Annotated in this window: 18 protein-coding genes and 1 tRNA gene; 7 read left to right on the top strand and 12 right to left on the bottom strand. The window is 70.9% G+C overall.

What is annotated here, in order from left to right:
* Position 1: 1 nt before the first annotated feature.
* The 5 genes from LL648_RS04715 to LL648_RS04695 form a co-directional block, all read right to left on the bottom strand.
* A complete protein-coding gene (locus LL648_RS04715) occupies positions 2 to 1480 on the bottom strand; it encodes a peptidoglycan D,D-transpeptidase FtsI family protein (RefSeq protein WP_232661159.1) in 1479 nt (492 codons plus the stop codon).
* The gene (locus LL648_RS04710; RefSeq protein WP_232661158.1) at positions 1477 to 2919 is read right to left on the bottom strand and encodes an FtsW/RodA/SpoVE family cell cycle protein; all 1443 of its coding nucleotides are present in this window, start codon (positions 2917 to 2919) and stop codon (positions 1477 to 1479) included. The genes LL648_RS04715 and LL648_RS04710 overlap by 4 nt, the downstream gene beginning before the upstream one ends.
* A complete protein-coding gene (locus LL648_RS04705) occupies positions 2919 to 4301 on the bottom strand; it encodes a PP2C family protein-serine/threonine phosphatase (RefSeq protein ID WP_232661157.1) in 1383 nt (460 codons plus the stop codon). Before LL648_RS04705 ends, LL648_RS04710 begins: the two co-directional genes overlap by 1 nt.
* Before the next feature lie 91 nt (positions 4302 to 4392).
* Entirely contained in the window at positions 4393 to 4848 is a 456-nt protein-coding gene (locus LL648_RS04700; protein ID WP_232661156.1) for an FHA domain-containing protein FhaB/FipA, read from the bottom strand.
* Positions 4849 to 4886: 38 nt separating this feature from the next.
* Complete coding sequence (locus LL648_RS04695; protein ID WP_305080773.1) at positions 4887 to 6068, bottom strand: DUF3662 and FHA domain-containing protein; 1182 nt, start codon at positions 6066 to 6068, stop codon at positions 4887 to 4889.
* 142 nt (positions 6069 to 6210) lie between these two features.
* Here LL648_RS04695 and LL648_RS04690 point away from each other — a divergent pair.
* Positions 6211 to 6293, top strand: a tRNA-Leu gene (locus LL648_RS04690).
* Between the two features lie 478 nt (positions 6294 to 6771).
* On the opposite strand, the gene LL648_RS04685 is transcribed toward LL648_RS04690, so the two are convergent.
* Together LL648_RS04685 and LL648_RS04680 are read right to left on the bottom strand one after the other, a co-directional pair.
* A complete protein-coding gene (locus LL648_RS04685) occupies positions 6772 to 7536 on the bottom strand; it encodes a uridine kinase (RefSeq protein WP_232661154.1) in 765 nt (254 codons plus the stop codon).
* Between the two features lie 23 nt (positions 7537 to 7559).
* Positions 7560 to 7802 (bottom strand): DUF2630 family protein, encoded by a 243-nt coding sequence (locus tag LL648_RS04680; protein WP_232661153.1) that lies wholly within the window; start codon positions 7800 to 7802, stop codon positions 7560 to 7562.
* Positions 7803 to 7869: 67 nt separating this feature from the next.
* Between LL648_RS04680 and LL648_RS04675 the strand changes: the two genes are divergently transcribed.
* Entirely contained in the window at positions 7870 to 8616 is a 747-nt protein-coding gene (locus LL648_RS04675; protein ID WP_232661152.1) for an IclR family transcriptional regulator, read from the top strand.
* Positions 8617 to 8619: 3 nt separating this feature from the next.
* Here LL648_RS04675 and LL648_RS04670 read toward each other — a convergent pair whose 3' ends face one another.
* Positions 8620 to 9447 (bottom strand): LLM class F420-dependent oxidoreductase, encoded by an 828-nt coding sequence (locus LL648_RS04670; protein ID WP_232661151.1) that lies wholly within the window; start codon positions 9445 to 9447, stop codon positions 8620 to 8622.
* Positions 9448 to 9482: 35 nt separating this feature from the next.
* Between LL648_RS04670 and LL648_RS04665 the strand changes: the two genes are divergently transcribed.
* Together LL648_RS04665 and LL648_RS04660 are read left to right on the top strand one after the other, a co-directional pair.
* Positions 9483 to 10598, top strand: a complete 1116-nt coding sequence (locus LL648_RS04665; RefSeq protein ID WP_232661150.1) for a 5-methyltetrahydropteroyltriglutamate--homocysteine S-methyltransferase — start codon at positions 9483 to 9485, stop codon at positions 10596 to 10598.
* 1 nt (position 10599) lies between these two features.
* The gene (locus LL648_RS04660) at positions 10600 to 11304 is read left to right on the top strand and encodes a class I SAM-dependent methyltransferase (RefSeq protein WP_232661149.1); all 705 of its coding nucleotides are present in this window, start codon (positions 10600 to 10602) and stop codon (positions 11302 to 11304) included.
* Positions 11305 to 11702: 398 nt separating this feature from the next.
* On the opposite strand, the gene LL648_RS04655 is transcribed toward LL648_RS04660, so the two are convergent.
* The 3 genes from LL648_RS04655 to LL648_RS04645 are packed head-to-tail and all read right to left on the bottom strand — an operon-like array spanning position 11703 to position 14503.
* Entirely contained in the window at positions 11703 to 12395 is a 693-nt protein-coding gene (locus LL648_RS04655; protein ID WP_232661148.1) for a metal-sulfur cluster assembly factor, read from the bottom strand.
* A complete protein-coding gene (locus LL648_RS04650) occupies positions 12392 to 13456 on the bottom strand; it encodes an amidohydrolase family protein (RefSeq protein ID WP_232661147.1) in 1065 nt (354 codons plus the stop codon). The genes LL648_RS04655 and LL648_RS04650 overlap by 4 nt, the downstream gene beginning before the upstream one ends.
* A gap of 18 nt (positions 13457 to 13474) precedes the next feature.
* A complete protein-coding gene (locus LL648_RS04645) occupies positions 13475 to 14503 on the bottom strand; it encodes an NAD(P)-dependent alcohol dehydrogenase (protein WP_232661146.1) in 1029 nt (342 codons plus the stop codon).
* 154 nt (positions 14504 to 14657) lie between these two features.
* Here LL648_RS04645 and LL648_RS04640 point away from each other — a divergent pair, with 154 nt between their 5' ends.
* The 3 genes from LL648_RS04640 to LL648_RS04630 are packed head-to-tail and all read left to right on the top strand — an operon-like array spanning position 14658 to position 17171.
* Entirely contained in the window at positions 14658 to 15107 is a 450-nt protein-coding gene (locus LL648_RS04640) for a DUF4442 domain-containing protein (protein WP_232661145.1), read from the top strand.
* A 19-nt stretch (positions 15108 to 15126) separates the two neighbouring features.
* Positions 15127 to 15786, top strand: a complete 660-nt coding sequence (locus LL648_RS04635; protein WP_232661144.1) for an NAD(P)-binding oxidoreductase — start codon at positions 15127 to 15129, stop codon at positions 15784 to 15786.
* The gene (locus LL648_RS04630) at positions 15783 to 17171 is read left to right on the top strand and encodes a dihydrolipoyl dehydrogenase family protein (protein WP_232661143.1); all 1389 of its coding nucleotides are present in this window, start codon (positions 15783 to 15785) and stop codon (positions 17169 to 17171) included. Before LL648_RS04635 ends, LL648_RS04630 begins: the two co-directional genes overlap by 4 nt.
* Before the next feature lie 125 nt (positions 17172 to 17296).
* Here LL648_RS04630 and LL648_RS44995 read toward each other — a convergent pair whose 3' ends face one another.
* Positions 17297 to 18289 (bottom strand): copper resistance D family protein, encoded by a 993-nt coding sequence (locus LL648_RS44995; protein ID WP_232661142.1) that lies wholly within the window; start codon positions 18287 to 18289, stop codon positions 17297 to 17299.
* Between the last annotated feature and the right edge of the window lie 2 nt (positions 18290 to 18291).

Genomic DNA, 18291 nt, shown 5'->3' with positions numbered 1-18291 from the left:
GTCAGCGGTCCGCCTTACCGAGGCCTGCAGCGATCACGGCTCGCCCGATCGGAGCGGCCACCGCACCGCCGGTCGCCGCGAGGTCGGAGCGGTCGCCGCCGGACTCGACGACGACCGCCACCGCGATCTGTGGGTTGTCCGCCGGTGCGAAGGCCACGTACCAGACGTGCGGCGGCGTGGCCTTCGGGTTGGCGCCGTGCTCCGCCGTACCGGTCTTCGCGGCGATCTGCACATCGCTGAGCTTGCCGGCACCGCGGTACGAGTTCTCGTTGTTGACCATCAGCTCGGTCATCGTGCGCGCAACACCGGCGTCGATGGCCCGGCCGACGCGGTCCGGGTTCGTCGTCTCGACGGTCTCCAGCTCCTGGCTCTGGATCGACTTGATCAGGTACGGCTTCATGACGGTCCCACCGTTGGCGATCGCCGCGACGATCATCGCGTTCTGCAGCGGGGTGAGCGCGACATCGCGCTGCCCGATGCTGGACTGCTGCAGCGCCGTGGTGTCCTCGATGTCGCCGATCGTCGAGGTCGCGACGTTCATCGGGATCGAGAGGTCGGTCGTCCCGATGCCGAACGCCGCCGCCTGGTCGCGGATCGCCTGCTCGCCGAGCTCGGCGGCGAGCTGGGCGAACGCCGTGTTGCAGGAGCGCTGCAGCGCATCGCGCAGCGACGCGGTGGCGCTGGTCCCGCACGAGTTGCCGTTGTAGTTCTCCAGGTCGGTGCGGCCGTTGGCGAGTTTCAGGTTCGCGATGGCGGTGAGCTGGCTGTCAGGGGTGTACTTCCCGCTGCTGAGGGCCGCCGCGACATCGATCAGCTTGAACGTGGAGCCGGGCGGGTAGATCTCCGAGATCGCCCGGTTGGTCAGCACCGACGGCTCTTCGGCGTTGACCTGCGCGAAGGCCTCGTTCTCCTCCGCGGCGCTGTGGGTGGCCAGCGGATTCGGGTCGTACGACGGCGTCGACGCCATCGCGAGGATCTCCCCGGTCTGCGGCCTCAGCGCGACGACGGCACCGGTGTAGTTGCGGCTCGACAGCTGGTCGTACGCCGCTTTCTGCATGTCGGGGTCGATCGTCAGCACGACGTTGCCGCCGCTGGGGTCGCGGCCCGTGATGAGGTCGGAGAGCCTGCGCCCGAACAGCCGGTCGTCGCTGCCGTTGAGGATCTCGTCGGCGGCCCGCTCGATCCCGGTCGCGCCGTGGTTCACCGAGTAGTAGCCGGTGACCGGCGCGAACACCGGCCCGTCGGGGTAGTTGCGCTGGTAGCGCAGCCGCCCGCCGGTCTCCGTGCTCGCGGCGAGCATCTGGCCGGCCGCGCTGATCTGGCCGCGCTTGCGCGCGTACTCCGCGAGCAGCACACGCTTGTTGCGCGGGTCGTTGCGGTAGTCGCTCGCCTTGACGACCTGCACGTACGTCAGGTTGGCCAGGAGCAACAGGATCATCGCCATCACGGCGATCGCCACGCGGCGGACCGGGGTGTTCACTTCGGTCGCTCCACGAGCTCGGTGCCGGCCTCGGCGATCGGCACCTGCGCGACCGGCCGGCGCGGCAGCGGCGCCCTCGCCGCGTTCGACACCCGCAGGAGCATCGCGACCAGCGCGTAGTTCGCGACGAGCGACGAGCCGCCGTACGACAGGAACGGCAGCGTCAGCCCGGTGAGCGGGATCAGCTTCGACGCGCCGCCGATGACGATGAACACCTGCAGGGCCAGCGTGAACGCGAAGCCCGTCGCCAGCAGCTTGCCGAAGCTGTCGCGCACGGCGAGCGCGCTGCGCAGGCCGCGGGTGATCAGCACCAGGTAGACGATGAGGACGGCCGCGAGGCCGATCAGGCCGAGCTCCTCGCCGAGCGAGGACAGCATGAAGTCGCTCTCGGCGAACGGCACGAGGTCGGGCCGCCCCGCGCCGAGGCCGGTGCCGCCCACCCCGCCGGTGCCGAGCCCGAAGAGCGCCTGCCCGATCTGGAAGCCGGTGCGCTCGAAGTCGGCGAACGGGTCGATCCAGCCCTGCACCCTGACCCGGACGTGGCTGAACAGCTGGTAGGCGATCACGCAGCCGCCGATGAAGAACGTCAGGCCGATGACCATCCACGAGATGCGCTCGGTGGCGACGTAGAGCAGCACCAGCACGATGCCGAAGAACAGCAGCGACGTGCCGAGGTCGCGCTCGAGCACGAGCACCCCGACCGAGAGCCCCCACGCGACGAGCAGCGGGGCGAGGTCGCGGGCACGCGGCAGCTCCATGCCGAGGAACCGGCGGCCCGCCGTCGTGAACAGCTCACGCTTCTGCACCAGGAACGCGGCGAAGAACACGATCAGCAGGATCTTCGCGAACTCGCCGGGCTGGATGCCGACCGGACCGACCCTGATCCACAGCTTCGCGCCGTTGACCTCGGAGATCGCCGACGGCAGCAACCCCGGCAGAGCGAGCAGGATGATGCCCGCGAAACCCGCGGTGTAGCCGTAGCGGGCGAGCGTGCGGTGATCCTTGACGAGCGCGAGCACGCCGATGAACAGCGCGAGCCCGACCGTCGTCCAGATGATCTGACGGCCGATCAGCTCGACGGCCGGATCCGCACCGCGCACCGCCGCCTTGTCGGCGTTGGCGAGGTCGAGCCGATGGATCATCACGAGACCGAGGCCGTTGAGCAGCGCGACGCACGGCAGGATCAGCGGATCCGCATAGGGCGCGAACCGCCGCACCGCGAAGTGCGCCGCGGTGAAGATCGCGAGGAACGCAGCGCCGACGAACAGCAGCTGCGTGGTCAGCTCCTGCTTCTGGTTGGCCTCGACGAGCGCGAGCGCGCCCGTCACCAGCACCGCGGCGAACGCCAATAGCACCAGCTCGATGCCGCGGCCGGTCGGCAACGGTGCAGGCGTCGCCTGCGCTGGGTTCGGCGGAAGGCCGGTGCTGGGCGCCGCCATCAGCTCTCCGGCCGGCAGTCCAAGCCTGGCCTCTGCGCCGGGGGCTGGAGCGTTGTGACGTTGGGATCGGCGGTCGGCGCGGCCGCCCCGCCGGGAACGGCGGGGTCGTTCGACGGCGGTGTGGCCGTCGCACCAGCGGTCGGCGGGGTGCTCGTCGCGGGCGGGGTCGTCGCGGGCGGCGCCGGAGGCAGGCAGGGCTCGAGCCGCATCGCCCGCAACCGGACGACGAGGCCGTGCGCGCCGCGCAGCCCGTCCGAGGCGATGATCCCCTCGCGGACCGAGCTCTGCTCGGTCTCCGGGAGGTCGTTCAGCCGGATGTCGGTGCGCTCCTGGACCTCGTGCAACGACAGCCCGAGCAGCTCGCCCCGCACGCCCTTGAAGATCGCGACCTGCTCGCCGTCGGCCCCGACGTAGTACTGCTGCATGACCCAGATCCTGGCGAGCGCACCTGCCCCGACGACCACCGCGAGCACCGCGATGACGACCAGCGCGACACGCAGCGGCCTGCGCTTGCGCACCGGCGCCGGCGCGCTGGCGACCACCCGCTGCGGAGCGGTGCGCGTCATGGTCGTGGCGGACGCGCGCGCCGCCGCCGAATCCGGCGGCGTGTCCTCGCTGCCGTCACCGACCGCGCCGCCGACGATCGGGGCGTCCTCACCGAAGTCGATGTCGACGACATCGGCCACGATGCAGGTGATGTTGTCGGGCCCACCGCCGCGCAGTGCCAGCTCGATCATGCGGTCGGCGCACTCACGCGGGTCGCGGTAGGCCGCGAGCGTGTCGGCGAGCGTTTCGTCGCTCACCACGCCGGACAGACCGTCGGAGCACAGCAGGTAGCGGTCGCCCGCCCTGGCTTCGCGGATCGTCAGCGAAGGGTCGACGTCCTGGCCGGTGATGGCGCGCAGCAGCAGCGAACGCTGCGGATGCGTGTGCGCCTCCTCCTCCGTGATCCGCCCCTCGTCGATCAACGACTGGACGAACGTGTCGTCCTTCGTGATCTGGCTGAACATGCCCTCACGCAGCTGGTAGGCGCGCGAATCCCCGATGTGCACCAGCCCGAGCCGGGACCCCGCGAACAGGATCGCGGTCAGCGTCGTGCCCATGCCCTCGAGATCGGGCGCCTCCGCGACGTGCCGGGTGATCGCGGCGTTGCCCTCGATCGTCGCGTCGCGGAGCTCGGCGAGCAGGTCGTCACCGGGATCGTCCTCATCCAGCGGGGCCAACGCCGAGATCACGAGCGAGGACGCCACCTCACCGGCGGCGTGCCCGCCCATACCGTCGGCCAGCGCCAGCAGTCGAGGACCGGCATACACCGCGTCCTGGTTGTTCTGCCGGACGAGCCCGCGGTCGCTGCGGGCGGAGTAGCGCAGGACCAGCGTCATCGTGCGACTCCGCGATTTCGATCGGGGGCAAAGCGGTCGACCCGACCAGGCGCTCGCGCCGGGCCCGGAAGCCCGACGCACTGACGGCGCCTCATGATCGGAGCTCGATCACCGTCTTGCCGATGCGGACAGGAACCCCCAGGGGTACCCGGGTGGGTCCGGTGACCTTAGCCCGATCAAGGTACGTGCCGTTGGTCGACCCGAGATCCTCGACGTACCACTCCTCGCCCTGCAGCGAGATCCGCGCATGCCGGGTCGATGCGTAGTCGTCGTCGAGCACCAACGTCGAGTCGTCGGCCCGGCCGATCAAGATCGGCCTGGCGTCGAGCGAAACACGCGTGCCCGCCAGAGCGCCCTGCGTCACGAGCAGCTGGCGGGCCGTGCGTCCCCTACTGGTGCGCGGAGCGGTCCGACCACCGGGAACGAGCGCCCGCAACCCGGACGCCGCATACAGATCGGAGCGCACCACCCGCAGAGCGACCAGCACGAACAACCAGAGCAAGGCCAGGAAGCCCGCCCTGGTCAGCTGTAGTACCAACTCCGGCACTCGCGGCGAACCCCGTTCTCTCCTCGACGTCCGGTCGACTACTGGGTGCGGAAGATCAGACTCGAGTGACCGACCCTGATGACGTCGCCGTCGTTCAGCTGCCAGGTCTGCACCGGGTTGCCGTTGACCGTGGTCCCGTTGGTGGAACCCAAGTCCGACAGTGTGGCGGACTGCCCGTCCCAGCTGATCTCCAGGTGCCTGCGCGACACACCGGTGTCCGGCAGACGGAACGCGGAATCCTGCCCACGACCGATCACGTGGCTGCCCTGGGTGAGCTCGTACGTGCGACCGGACCCGTCGTCGAGGCTCAGCGAGGCCGCGACGCCCTGGTAGCCGCCCTGCTGGTAGCCGCCCTGCTGGTAGCCACCCTGCTGGTAGCCCTGGTCGTAGCCACCCTGCTGGTAGCCGCCGCCCTGGTCGTACCCGCCCTGCTGGTAGCCGCCGCCCTGGTCGTAACCACCCTGCTGGTAGCCGCCCTGCTGGTAGCCGCCCTGCTCGTAGCCGCCGCCCTGCTGGTAGCCGCCCTGCTCGTAGCCACCCTGCTGGTAGCCCTGGTCGTAGCCGCCGCCCTGCTGCGGGTAGCCGCCGCTCTGCTGAGGCGGGTAGCCGCCGCCCTGCTGGCCGCCGTACCCGCCGCCCTGAGGCGGGTAGCCGCCCTGCTGGGCCTGCTCGTCATACCCCCCTTGGCGCTGGTCGTAGGCAGGCGGGGCATACGTCTGCTGCTGCCCGTATCCGCCGGGGGCACCACGGTCGTATCCGTACTGCCCGTTCTCCTCGGGGTGGCCCGGTTGCTGGCTCATGGGTGCTTCTCCTGCGTCGCGTGCTCGGATGGCGTCCCGGCGGGAAGCGTCGGGGTCCACGGACGAGCGGGTGCGGAACTGTCCCGTGTGCAGCGCATCGGAGCGCTCCAGAAAGACTACGACCTCGCCGTAGGTGTCCCATCCCTGGTCGGCGAGTTGTTCGGTGACGTAGGTGGAGAGCGACTCGACGATCTGCCCCCAGTCACCGGCCATGCGTTCGAGATCGGAGGGGCTGAGCAGCACCGTATAACGGTTGGGCGCAAGCAAACGCCCACCCGCGAGCTCCTCGATGTGGTCCTCGGCTTCCCTGAGCAGTGCTTGGGCCACCTCTTGCGGAACCACGCTGCCACCGAAGACCCGCGCGAATGCGTCGCCCACCATCCCTTGCAGACGGCGTTCGAACCTCCCCACGCGGCCCAACCGATCTTCCTCCGTTCGCATCGGCGTGTTGCATGCAGTACCGATCGTATCTGTGCTAGCTGGCAGCGTGGAGCGGTACCGTCACCATGAGGTAGACCCCGGTGAAACCTCCGGTCCAGCCGTGCTACTTTTTCTCTCGTCAGCGCGAGTGGCGGAATGGCAGACGCGCACGGTTCAGGTCCGTGTGTCCGTAAGGACGTGAGGGTTCAACTCCCTCCTCGCGCACGATGAATCGGTGAACCCTGCTCGCGCTTTGCGCTTCGCTGCGGTCATCGTGCCGTCCTTCCTGGGGGTGCAACCCCCAGACCCCGCCCGGCGGGGCTTCGCCCCCCGGACCCCCTCCCTGGCTCGCTCGCCTTCGGCTCGCTTCGCCTCTCGGGCCGCTCGCTCGCTTCGCTCGCATTGCTTCCAGGGCTCGCTTCGCTTTGCCCTGTTGCTCGCTCGCTTCGCTCGCGTTGCCTGTGGGGCTCGCTTCGCTTCGCCTTGGTCGGCTTGCGTTGCTGGCCCTGTTCGGCTTGCCGTGTGGCTTGCTTGCCTTGCTCGTCCGCTGCGCTCGCTTTGCCTTGAGGGCTTGCTTCACTCGTCCCTCACGGGTCTGTCGCTCGCTCCGCTCGCATCGTTTCCTTCAGGCTCGCTGTGCTGCCTTGAGGATCTTGTCGGGCCTTGCTGGTGAGGGTTGCCTCAGAGCCTGGCCTGATGTCGATCATGATGCTGGTGGGTGCGGGTTCGCAGGTAGGTGGGGTCCTGGATCGATCCCCGGGCTGCTGCTCGCTTGGCTTCCCCCGATCTTGGTGCCGGCCGATGTGGTCTGGAGCCAAGGTACCGGTAGGGGCAATCGCCCGCCCGTGTCAGCGGCGGACGGCAGGTCGGTTCGGATGATCGGCAAGGACGACCAGATCGGCATGGCCTTCGGGTCCCGTTCGGCCGCGTAGCGGGCAAAAGCAGGCAACATCCAGCGCCGATCGGCAGGGAAGCTGCGCCGCATTGCAGCCTCACCCATCCGTAGGTGCACCGCCACATCGAGTGGCAGACCCCGGCCGAGCAACATCGATCCGGTGATCAAGACCACGCCGTCGGGTGGTAGTGACACGTAGTTCGTATCGCGGAACGCTCTGTCCACCGACGCATCCCACAGCCGCGGCAGCACCCGACCCGAACCGTCGACGCCGGCCGGATCGAGCACCTCCCTGCGCAACGCGCCCGCGTCCAGCCAGCCGTCGAGCAGCTCGTCGGGGTCCTCGCGGCCGAACTCCAGCCGGACCGAAGCCGGCCGTAGGTAGTCCCACGCCGACACCAGCACCGTCGCCCGGCCCAGCTCGCGCAGCCGCCCGGCCACACCGGCGCCCAACTCGGCGGTACCGGCCTCGTCCGGGCCGTCCACCACCGCCCGCACCCGCCCCGCCCGGCCCGCGACCAGCTCCGCGACCAGCTCGACGAGCACCTCGGGCCGCACCGGCGTCACCTGCACGACACCGATGCTGCCAGCACCGCCTACTGCTGGTAGCCCTCCACCACGTTCGCGGCCCGTTCCTGCGCGGCGTCCGGGTCCTGGCCGGCCCTGCGTCGCGCGTCGCGCTGGCGCAGCAGATCCCAGTACCGGTCCAGCTGGACGCTCAGATCGCCGAGCCTGCGCTGCTCGTCCTCGGTCAACCCGCGGCCCGCGTGGCCGCGCTCCAGGTGGTGCTCCTCGGCGACCAGCTCGTCGATCCGCTTGTGCAGTTGCGCGTCGTCCATCGTTTGCACCACTTTCCCGTCCGATCGGTCAGCTGCGTCACGTCCCCGCGTACCCAACACTGGAGCCGTGGCACCGGAGCGTACGTCCGGTTCCTCGATCACCAGAGCCTTGCGGGTGATCGAGGCGGTCGCGGCCGCAGGGGACGGCGTGACCGCCAAGGCGATCGCCCGGCGGCTCGGCTGCCCGCTCCCCACGGTCTACCGCGCGCTCGGCACGCTCGTCGACGAGGGCTACCTCGTGCGGCTGCAAGGCGTGCGCGGCTACGGGCTCGGCTACCGCGTCGGCGAGCTGCACCGCAGCCTCACCGCGCAGGTCCGCCCGTCCGACGAGGTGGTGGCGGCGCTCCGGCAGCTGCACACGAGCATCGGCGCCGGCTGCTACCTCACCGTCTTCCGCGACGAGGAGGTCGTCGTCGCGCACGTCGACGACTGCGCCGAGCACCCGTGCCCCGGCGTGCTGCGCGTCGGCGAGCCCACCGCGCCGCACGCCACCGCGGCCGGCAAGGTCATGCTCGCCGGCCTGCGCCCCGGCCGGCTCGTCGACGTGCTCTCCCGCAGCGGGCTGCCGAAGCTCGCCCCGCACACCGTGCCCGACCGCAGGGCGCTCGACCGCGAGCTCATGCGGGTGCGCTCCGACGGCGCCGCCGTCGAGGTCGAGGAGTTCCTCCCCGGTCGCGCCGGCGTCGCCGCACCCGTGCACGGCACGGACGGCGAGGTCACCGGCGCGCTCGGGGTGTCGGTGACCCACGCCGACTTCACCGCGCGGCGGTGGGAGCTGGAACGCGCCGTCCGGGCCGTGGCCGACGGGCTGTGAGCCTCAAGAACGCAGCCCTGCCCAGGCGTCGAGCAGCGAAAGCGCGTCGGGCCGGTCCGGGAGCTCGAAGAGCACCCTGTCGACGCCGGCCTCTTCGTACGCGGCGATCGCCGCGGGCTCCGGGACGGCGCCGTAGATCGTGACGTCGACCGGCCCCCGCCCCAGGTCGGCCGCGCGGCTGCGCAGCTCCACGATGCGTTCCGCGTACTCCGGCAGCGTCTCGAGCGTGACGCGCAGCGGGATCCAGCCGTCGCCGTACTCGAGCACCCTGTCCAGCACGGTCGGCCCGCCGCCACCGATCAGCACGGGCGGACGGCGGGTGGGTTTCGGCCACGACCAGATCGGGTCGAAGTCCACGTACGTGCCGTGGAACTCCGGCTCGTCCGCGCTCCATATCGCCTGCATCGCCAGCACGTGCTCGCGCATGCGCGCGGTCGGCCGCTTCGGGTCGACGCCGTGGTTGGCCATCTCCTCCTTGTTCCAGCCCGGTCCGACGCCGAGCTCGAAGCGTCCGCCGGAGATCCGGTCGACGCTCGCGACCGTCTTCGCGAGCGAGATCGGGTCGTGCTGCGCGACGAGCGAGACCCCCGTGCCCAGCGCGATCCGCTTCGTCGCGACGGCCATCGCGGATAGCGCGACGAAGGGGTCGAACGTGTGCGAGTACCGCGGCGGCAGCTCGGCCCCGCCTGGCCACGGCGACTTCCGGCTGGTCGGGATGTGCGTGTGCTCGGTGAGGAACAGCGCGTCGAACCCGTGCTCCTCTACGGAACGGGCGAGCGTCAGCGGCTCGATGCCGTAGTCGGTCAGGAACGTCACTACTCCGTGATCCACGGCGTCCAGCTTCACACAGCGCTACCGTGGCCGGTATGCAGAGCAACGACGCTCCGTTCCGGGCCGACCACGTCGGCAGCCTGCTCCGCCCGCCGGAGTTGCTCGACGCCCGGGCCCGCCACGCCGCGGGCGAACTCGACGCCGAGGGGCTGCGGGCCGCGGAGGACGCCGCCATCACCGACGTCGTCGCGGCGCAGGAGGAGGTCGGGCTGCAGTCGGTGACGGACGGCGAGTTCCGCCGCACGTCGTGGCACATGGACTTCATCTACCAGCTCGGCGGCATCAGGAAGACCGACGAGCAGATCCGCGTGAAGATGCGCAACGCGGCCGGCGAGGGCGAGTTCACCTCGGCGGGTCTTGCGATCGCCGAGCGGGTCCGGCTGGCCGAGCCGATCTTCGCCGACCACTTCCGGTTCCTCGCGGGCAAGGCGACCACCGCGCTGCCCAAGCTGACGATCCCGTCGCCGAGCATGGTCCACTACCGCGGCGGGACGGCCGCCGTCGATCGTTCCGTCTACCCGGACATCGAGCAGTTCTGGAGCGACCTCTCCGCCGCGTACGCCGACCAGGTGCGCGCGATGTACGACATCGGCTGCCGCTACCTGCAGCTCGACGACACCTCGCTGGCCTACCTGAACGACCCCGCGCAGCGCGCCGAGCTGACGGCGAAGGGCGACGACGCCGAGCACCAGCACCTGCGCTACATCCGACAGATCAACGCCGCCATCGCGGACCGGCCGGCTGACATGCGTGTGACGACGCACATGTGCCGCGGCAACTTCCGTTCGTCGTGGGCCGCGGAGGGCGGGTACGACTTCGTCGCGGAGGCGTTGTTCGGCGAGCTGGCCGTCGACGGGTTCTTCTGCGAGTTCGACGACGAGCGCTCCGGCGGGTTCGCGCCGCTGCGGTTCGTGCCGGAGGGCAAGAAGGTTGTGCTCGGGCTGGTCACGACCAAACGCGGCGAGCTGGAGAGCGCCGACGCGCTCAAGCGGCGGATCGACGAGGCGGCGCGCTACGTGCCGCTCGACCAGCTGTGCCTCTCGCCGCAGTGCGGCTTCTCCTCGACCGTCGACGGCAACGAGCTGACCCGCGAGCAGCAGTTCGCGAAGCTCCGCCTGATCGTCGAGGTCGCGCAGGACGTCTGGGGCTGAGATGGAGGGCGGCGCCGCGCTCTACGACGCCGTGCTCGACCGCGCGGGCATCGGATCGGGGACGACCGTGCTCGACCTCGGCTGCGGCTCGGGCGCCTTCGCCGCGGCCGCGGTCGCGAGCGGCGCTGTCGTCACCGGGATCGACGTCGACCGCTCCGCCGTCGCGGCGGCCGCCGAGCTCGTGCCGTCGGCGACGTTCCGGGTCGGCGACGCGCACGACCCACCGCCCGGTCCGTTCGAGGTCGTCACGGCGGTGCAGCTGCTCGCGCACGTGACGAACCCGGTCCTCGTGCTGCGTCGGGCCGCCGCGGTCGGCGGGCTCGTGGTCGCGACGGTGTGGGGGCGCGAATCGGAGTCCGACGTGCGCGCGTTCGGGGAGGCACTGGCGCCGTGGGTGCCGCCCGCGCGCTCGGCAGGCGGCCCACCACCGGTGACCGAGCCGGCCCGCCTGGTCAAGCTGGCCGGGCTGGCCGGCCTCGTGGACGCCACGATCGACGAGGTGCCGTGCCCGTTCACCTACCCCGACGCGGACGCGCTGCTCGCCGACGCGCTGGCGTCGGGCATCGGCCGGCGCGCGGTGGCGGCCGCCGGCGCGAAGGCCGTCCGCAACGCCGTGCTGACGCGGCTGGAAGGCAACCGCACGCCGGCAGGGGCGTACCAGCTGGCGAACCTCTTCCGCGTACTGGTCGCGCGTGGCCGGCCGTGAGGTCAGCAAAGCCACCTTCACGCAAGATGGTCCCGCGAAGGCGGGATGGGTGCGGGACACACCTACGTTGCCAGGAAAGCCACTTTCCTGGCGCCAGAGGACAGGAAAGCCACTTTCCTGGCACATCCCAGCCAGCCCTGGCCGTGCACCCGAGTCGCTACGCGGGATGGGTGCGGGTCGCACATATTGCCGGGAAAGCCACATTCCCGGCCTCACACGCCGGGAAAGCCACTTTCCCGGCACCCCTCCCGGCCCGCCCGCCCGAGGGGCGTCGTGTTCCTGCCTGCCGCAGTCGCCGGGCCGGGAGGCCTGAACGAACGGCACGTTCGTCCAATAGGTTTGGACGAAAGTGCCGTTCGTTCAACACGTGTCTGCGGCTGGACTTTCCTGACCTCCCCCTACCCGCGCCCGGCCGCGGCTCCTGCCGGGTAGCGGGTCTGCAGAAGGCTCTTGCAGTACTCCCCGTTCGTCTCGATCCCGATCCGTTGCAGGCGGGCCCGCCGCAGGTGCAGTGGCACCTGTTCCGACGTGATCCGCCGCCCGTCGCCGTCGATCAGCAACGGGGCGTCGTCGCCGTGCGGGAGGCCGAGGGCCGCCCGGCGCTTGCGCATCCTGGCCAGCTCCGGGGTGTCGAGCAGCTCGCCGAGCGACATGCCCGCGAGCTCCTCGGGCCCGATGCCGGCGTCGACCAGCGGTCGGGCCACCCGGTCCTGCCCGGCGAGCGCCGCCTTGCGGAAGAACTGCGCACGCAGCTCGTCCAGCTCGGCGACGGCCTCATCGCCGAAGGTCCCGACGAACCCGGCCTGCGCCGCGACCCCACCGTTGATCTCGGCGGCGGCGTGGTGGTCGGCCAGGCTGACGTCGGCCCTGGTCACGCCGTCGAGCGCGGACACCGCGTCGTAGGCGTCGGCGACCATCAGGAACGAGAAGTTCGGCGCGCAGAAGAACGTCGGCAGCCGCAGCACGACCGTGGCCACGCCGTCGTCGGCGACGGTGCACGACTCGACGAAGTCGAGATCCGTGATCGGCTCGTCCAGCTCGGGATCGAGCACCGTCGTCAACGCGTCCCACACGCGGGCGCGCAGGTTCACGCCTGCGCACCAGCCGTGTTGTCCACCAGCTCCTCGCCGGGCTGCATCGACTCGTCGGCCGTGGTCGGCAGCTGCAGCTCGGCCGGCACGGGGATGTCGTACAGCTTGGCCGCGTTCAGCCCGAGGATCTTCTTCTTGGTGGTGGTCGTGAGCTTGGCGTAATCGGTGAACGCCTCGTCGTCGGGCATCTGCCAGTCGACGAATCCCTCGACCTGCCACTTCGGCACCCAGATGTTGTAGTCGCCGCCGAAGAGCATCTTGTCCTCGCCGACCCAGAACATCAGCTCGCCGATGACCTTCGCGAAGAACTTCGGCCTGGCGTGCATCAGGCCGCCGATCACGACGGAGAGCCCGGCGTAGACGTTGGGCTCCTGCACCGCCATGAAGCAGAAGTCCTCGATGCGCGGCAGCCCGACGTGCTCGACGATGAAGTTGAGGCCCTGGAAGTCGGTCGCGGCATGATCGACGTCGGCGACGTCGAACGCGTCCTTGTCCAACGGCCAGATCGTCGGGCCCTTGTGCACGTGGATGTTCTTGATCCCGAGGTCCTGCGCCGCCTGCAGGAACCGGTATGCCTCCGGATCGGTCAGCTTGTAGCCGCGGGAGTCGCCGTTCCATTCCGCGGTGTAGAGCTTCACGCCCTTGTGGTGGTACTTCGCGCAGTCGGCTTCGAGCTGCTTGAGCCCCTCGTCGCCCTCGCGCGGGTCGAACCGCCCGTTGACGATGAGCCGGTCGCCCCACTTCTCCAGCAGCTGCGCGTTCTGGTCGGCGGTGTTGAAGCCGGTGGTGTACCACTCCTTGAGGTACGTCGACTGGAAGATCGCGTAGTCGACGTGGCCCTCCTGGAACATGTCCTTCTCGAAGTCCTCGGGAGAGACCTTCAGGTAGTGCTCGTAGTCCCAGTGGGTCTCCGGCGGGCCGAGCTGGTGGTAGCCGTAGAAGCAGTCGATCCAGCCCTTCGCGAACTGCTCCGCGCCCGGCTTCCAGTTCTCCCGGCTCGCGTCCCAGAAGTGGCTGTGTGAGTCGACGATGAAGTACTTCTCGCCATCTTTCTCGTACATGTGGTGGGGCCTCTCGCGTCAGGGAACCAGAATTGCGCGGCCGCGTACCCGACCGGCGTCGAGATCGTGGAGCGCATCGAGCGCCGCATCGAGCGGGTACTGCTTCGTGTGCAAGGTGACCTTGCCGGCCTGGGCGAGCACCATGAGCTCTGCGAGGTCGTTGTAGGTGCCCACGATGTTGCCGATGACGTTCTTCTCGCCGCCCACGAAATCGAGGGTGGGAATGCGCAGCTCACCGCCGTAGCCGATGATGAACTGGGATCCGGCCGGCGCCGTCATCTGCCATGCGTCGTTCTCGGCGCCCTGCTCCGCGACGAAGTCGAAGACGACGTTGGCGCCCGCGCCGTTGGTGAGTTCCTTCACGGCGTCGATGTGGGTGCCGTCGGCGAGCACGGTCTCGTCGGCGCCGATCTGCTTGGCGAGAGCGAGCGCGTCGGGGTTCCGGTCGACGACGATGATCTTCGTGGCGGTCAGCGCCGCGAGGCACTGGATGCCGATGTGGCCGAGCCCGCCCGCGCCCTGCACGACGGCGGCGGTGCCCGGGTAGAGGTTCGGCACGGCCTTGCGGACCGCGTGGTACGCCGTGATGCCCGCATCGGCGAGCGCGGCGACGTCGGCCGGGTTGGTGTCGGGATTGAGCTTCACGCACGCCCGGGCCGTCGTGCGCAGGTACTCGGCCATGCCGCCGTCGTTGTTCGAGAGTCCCGGGAAGAAGGCGTTCTCGCATTGCATGTCGCGGCCCGAGCGGCAGGCGAGGCAGAGCCCGCAGCTCGGCTGCGGGTGCAGGATCACCGTGTCGCCGACGGCGACGTTGGTGACGCCCTCCCCGATCTCGTGCACCCAACCCGCGTTCTCGTGGCCGATGACGTAGGGCAGCTCAGGACCCATCGCCTCGGCCCATTGGCCTTCCAGAATGTGCAGATCGGTCCGGCAGACCCCCGCCCCGCCGATCTTGACGATCACGTCGAGCGGCCCCGCGAGCTTCGGTTCGGGGATGTCGTCGATCTTCGGATCGTCGTGGTACGCGTGTACGCGGACGGCTCTCACCGGCCCACCTCCTGCGACGTCGATGTCGCTTCCGATTTCAGGACGAGGGCCATCGAGCCACAACCGCCCCTATTCCACGGAGCGATAAAAGGGACGAATCGGGCGAGAGGTGCGAGTGTTGTCGTCGAGGCTACTCGTGAGTAACGTCGGTCCGGTGACGGACACGAGCTGGGTCGGCGCAGCGATGGCGCAGACGGTGCCATGGGTCAAGACGGTCGGGATCACCTTCGACGAGACGACGCCGGAGCGTGCCGTGGTGCACCTCCCCGACAACGCCGACCTGCACAACCACGTCGCCGGCCCGCACGCCGCGATGATCTTCGGGTTGGGCGAGACCGCGTCGGGGGCGGTCGGGCTCGCCGCGTTCAGCGGGGTGATGGACCGCGCCACCCCGCTGGTGGTCCGGTCGGAGATCCACTACACCCGGCTGGCGAAGGGCCCGCTCACCGCGGTGGCCGAGATGGGCCGTCCGGCCGGAGAGGTGATCGCCGAGCTCGACGCGGGCGAGCGGCCGGAGTTCACCGTCTCGGTGCGGATCACCGACGCCGACGACCGCGAGACCACCCGTCTGACAGTGGTGTGGACGCTGCGGCCCAACAGGTAGCACGGGTACCGTCCGCCGCGTGCATGTGGTGATCGCGGGTGGACACGGGAAGATCGGGCTGCGGCTGACCGCGCTGCTGGCGGGGCGGGGTGACGTCGTCACCGGCGTGATCCGCAACCCTGACCATCGCGCCGACGTCGAGCGGGCGGGCGCGACGGCGGCGGTCGTCGACCTCGAACAGGCCGTCTCGGCCGACCTCGCCGAGCACCTCAGAGGCGCCGACGCCGTCGTCTTCGCGGCCGGGGCGGGTCCGGGCAGCGGGGCGGAGCGCAAGGACAGCGTCGACCGCGCGGCCGCGGTGCTGCTCGCCGACGCCGCCTCCATCGCGGGCGTGCGGCGGTACCTGCTGGTCTCGTCGCCGAACGTCGATGCGGAGCCCGACCCCGCCGCCGACGAGGTCTGGGCCGCCTACCTCCGTGCGAAGAAGGCAGCGGAGGACGCGATCGTGGCTACGGACCTCGAGTGGACGATCCTGCGGCCCGGCAGCCTCACGGACGATCCCGGGATCGGGAAGGTGCTGCTCACCGAGCCGCCGACCGGCTCGGGCCCGGTGACCCGGGACGACACCGCCGCCGTGCTGGCCGCGCTGCTCGACGCTCCCGGTACCGCCGGCAAGATCCTCGAACTGCGCGAGGGCGAGACCGACGTCGTCGCGGCCGTCACGGAGTACACGTCATGACCACCGAGTTCGACGTGATCGTCATCGGCGGCGGGGCGGTCGGCGAGAACGCTGCCGACTACGCCGTGCGGGCCGGGCTCACCGCCGCGATCGTGGAGGCCGAGCTGCTCGGCGGGGAGTGCTCCTACTGGGCGTGCATGCCGTCGAAGGCGCTGCTGCGCACCGGCCACGCCGTCGCCGCCGTGCGCAGGCTGGCCGGCGCGACCGCCGATCTCGACCCCGCAGCCGTCTTCGCGCGGCGCGACTCGTTCACCCACGACTGGAACGACGCCAGCCAGGCCGAATGGGCGGAAGGCGCAGGGATCACCCTGGTCAGGGGGCACGCGCGGCTCACCGGCGAGCGGAGCGTCAGCGTCGACGGCGGGCCCGACCTCACCGCACGACACGCGGTAGTGCTGTGCACGGGCAGCGTCCAGGTGGCACCGCCCGTTCGCGGGCTCGACGGCGTGCGGACGTGGGGCTCGCGGGAGGCGACCTCCGCGAAGTCGGCGCCGCCGCGGCTGGGTGTGCTCGGCGGTGGTGTGGTCGGGTGCGAGCTCGCCCAGGCGTTCCAGCGGCTGGGGTCGCAGGTCGTGCTCCTGCAGCGCGGCCCGCGGCTGCTCGCGGCGATGGAACCGTTCGCGGGCGACCGGGTCGCCGCCGCGCTGCGTGAGGAAGGCATCGACGTCCGGCTCGACGCGGAGCTCGACTCCGTGCGCGCCGAGGGCGACACCATCGTGCTGCAGCTCGGCGACGAGACGATCACCGTCGACGAGCTGCTCGTCGCCACCGGGCGCCGTCCCAACACCGACGACGCCGGGGTCGAGGCGGTCGGGCTGGAGCCCGGCAAGCGGATCACGGTCGACGACTCCGGGCTCGTGCAGGGCGTCGAGGGCGAGTGGCTGTACGCGGCGGGCGACGTCACCGGCCGCGCGCCGCTCACCCACCAGGGCAAGTACGCCGCCCGCATCGTCGGAGCCGCGATCGCCGCGCGGGTGAACGGCGGGCTCGACACGTCGCCGTGGGGCCCGCACGCGGCGACGGCCGACCACACCGCCGTGCCGCAGGTCGTCTTCACCGACCCCGAGGTGTCCTCCGTCGGCCGCACCGAGGAGCAGGCGCGCGCGGCCGGCCTGGACGTCAGGGTCGTCGACCTCCCGATCGCGGTCGCCGGCTCGTCGCTGCAGGCCGACGGGTACGACGGGGCGGCGCGGATGATCGTCGACGAGTCGCGCGGAGTTCTCGTCGGTGTGACGTTCGTGGGCCAGGACGTCGCCGAGCTGATCCACGCGGCAACCGTCGCCGTGGTCGGCGAGGTGCCGCTCGACCGGCTCTGGCACGCCGTGCCCGCCTACCCGACGATGAGCGAGATCTGGCTCAGGCTCCTGGAGGCCTACCGAACGTGACCACCCCGCCCGCCCGACTGGGCCGGGGGGAGTTCAGGAAAGCCACTTTCCTGTCCTGTGGGGACAGGAAAGTGGCTTTCCTGGCAACACGTGCGGGACGCATGCGTTGGATTGGTGACGGTGCGTTACGTGCCCGTCTGGGTCAGGGCCGCGGCCAGGCCCAGCGCCGCCGCCATCAGCCCCGTCTCGAAGAGGGCCCAGCGCAGCACGGGGAGCCGGCCGTCGCGCAGCCGGCTCCTGGCCAGCCAGCCCAGCCACGCGACGAGCCCCAGCAGGACGCCCTTGGCGACGACGATCCACCCGTAACCAGTGGTCAGCAGCGCGTCCCAGGTGGTGAGCCGGACCTGCGCGTTCAGCACGCCCGTCAGCCCGACGAACACCAGGCACAGCGCGGCCAGCCTGGAGAAGCGGGGGAGCGCGGCGGCTAGCAGTTCGCGCGTGCGCGCGACGAAGACGACCAGCGCGGCGAGCCCGCCGACCCACACCGACGCCGCCGCGACGTGCAGCGCCACGGTGATGACGGCGAGCTGGTGGTCCGGTGCCGAGCCGGAGTGCCCGGTGACGGCCGGCGTCAGAACGCCGAGCAGCGCCGCGACCAGCGGAATCCGGATCTGCACTCGCTCGGGGTCCCAGAGCCGGACCACCGCGCACACCAGCACTACGGCCGCGCATCCCGCGGTGAGCACCATGCCGCGGCCGGCCGACAGCAGGGTCGCCCAGCGCACCATCTGGTCGACGCCCAGTTCGAGCACCGTGCGGCCGAACGCGTCGGCGGTGCGGACCGCGGTGCCGAACACCACCAGCAGCAGCCAGGCCGCCGCGGCGACGACGAGGCCGCGGTCGGCCGCCGTGTGCATGCCGGCCAGCGCCCGCACGTGCGCCCGCTCGACGTTCTCGCTCGGGAGCAGCACCCCGACCAGCGCCAAGCCGACACACGCGACACCGGCGACATCCATCCCGACCCTGGCCAGCGTCGATGCGACGAGCACCGGTGCCGACATCCCCGCGAGCCCGCCGGCGGCGAGCGCCGCGGCGACGGCGGCGCCGGCCGCGAGCACGGCCCACGCGACCGGCGCCAGCCGGTCGGCGATGCGCGCACCCGCGGCCGGACGGGTCACCG

Source organism: Pseudonocardia sp. TRM90224 (genome assembly GCF_021245725.1).
In the GTDB taxonomy this organism is placed as follows: domain Bacteria; phylum Actinomycetota; class Actinomycetes; order Mycobacteriales; family Pseudonocardiaceae; genus Pseudonocardia.
Note: the sequence above shows the minus strand (reverse complement) of the source record. Positions and strands in the feature narration are given on the sequence as shown.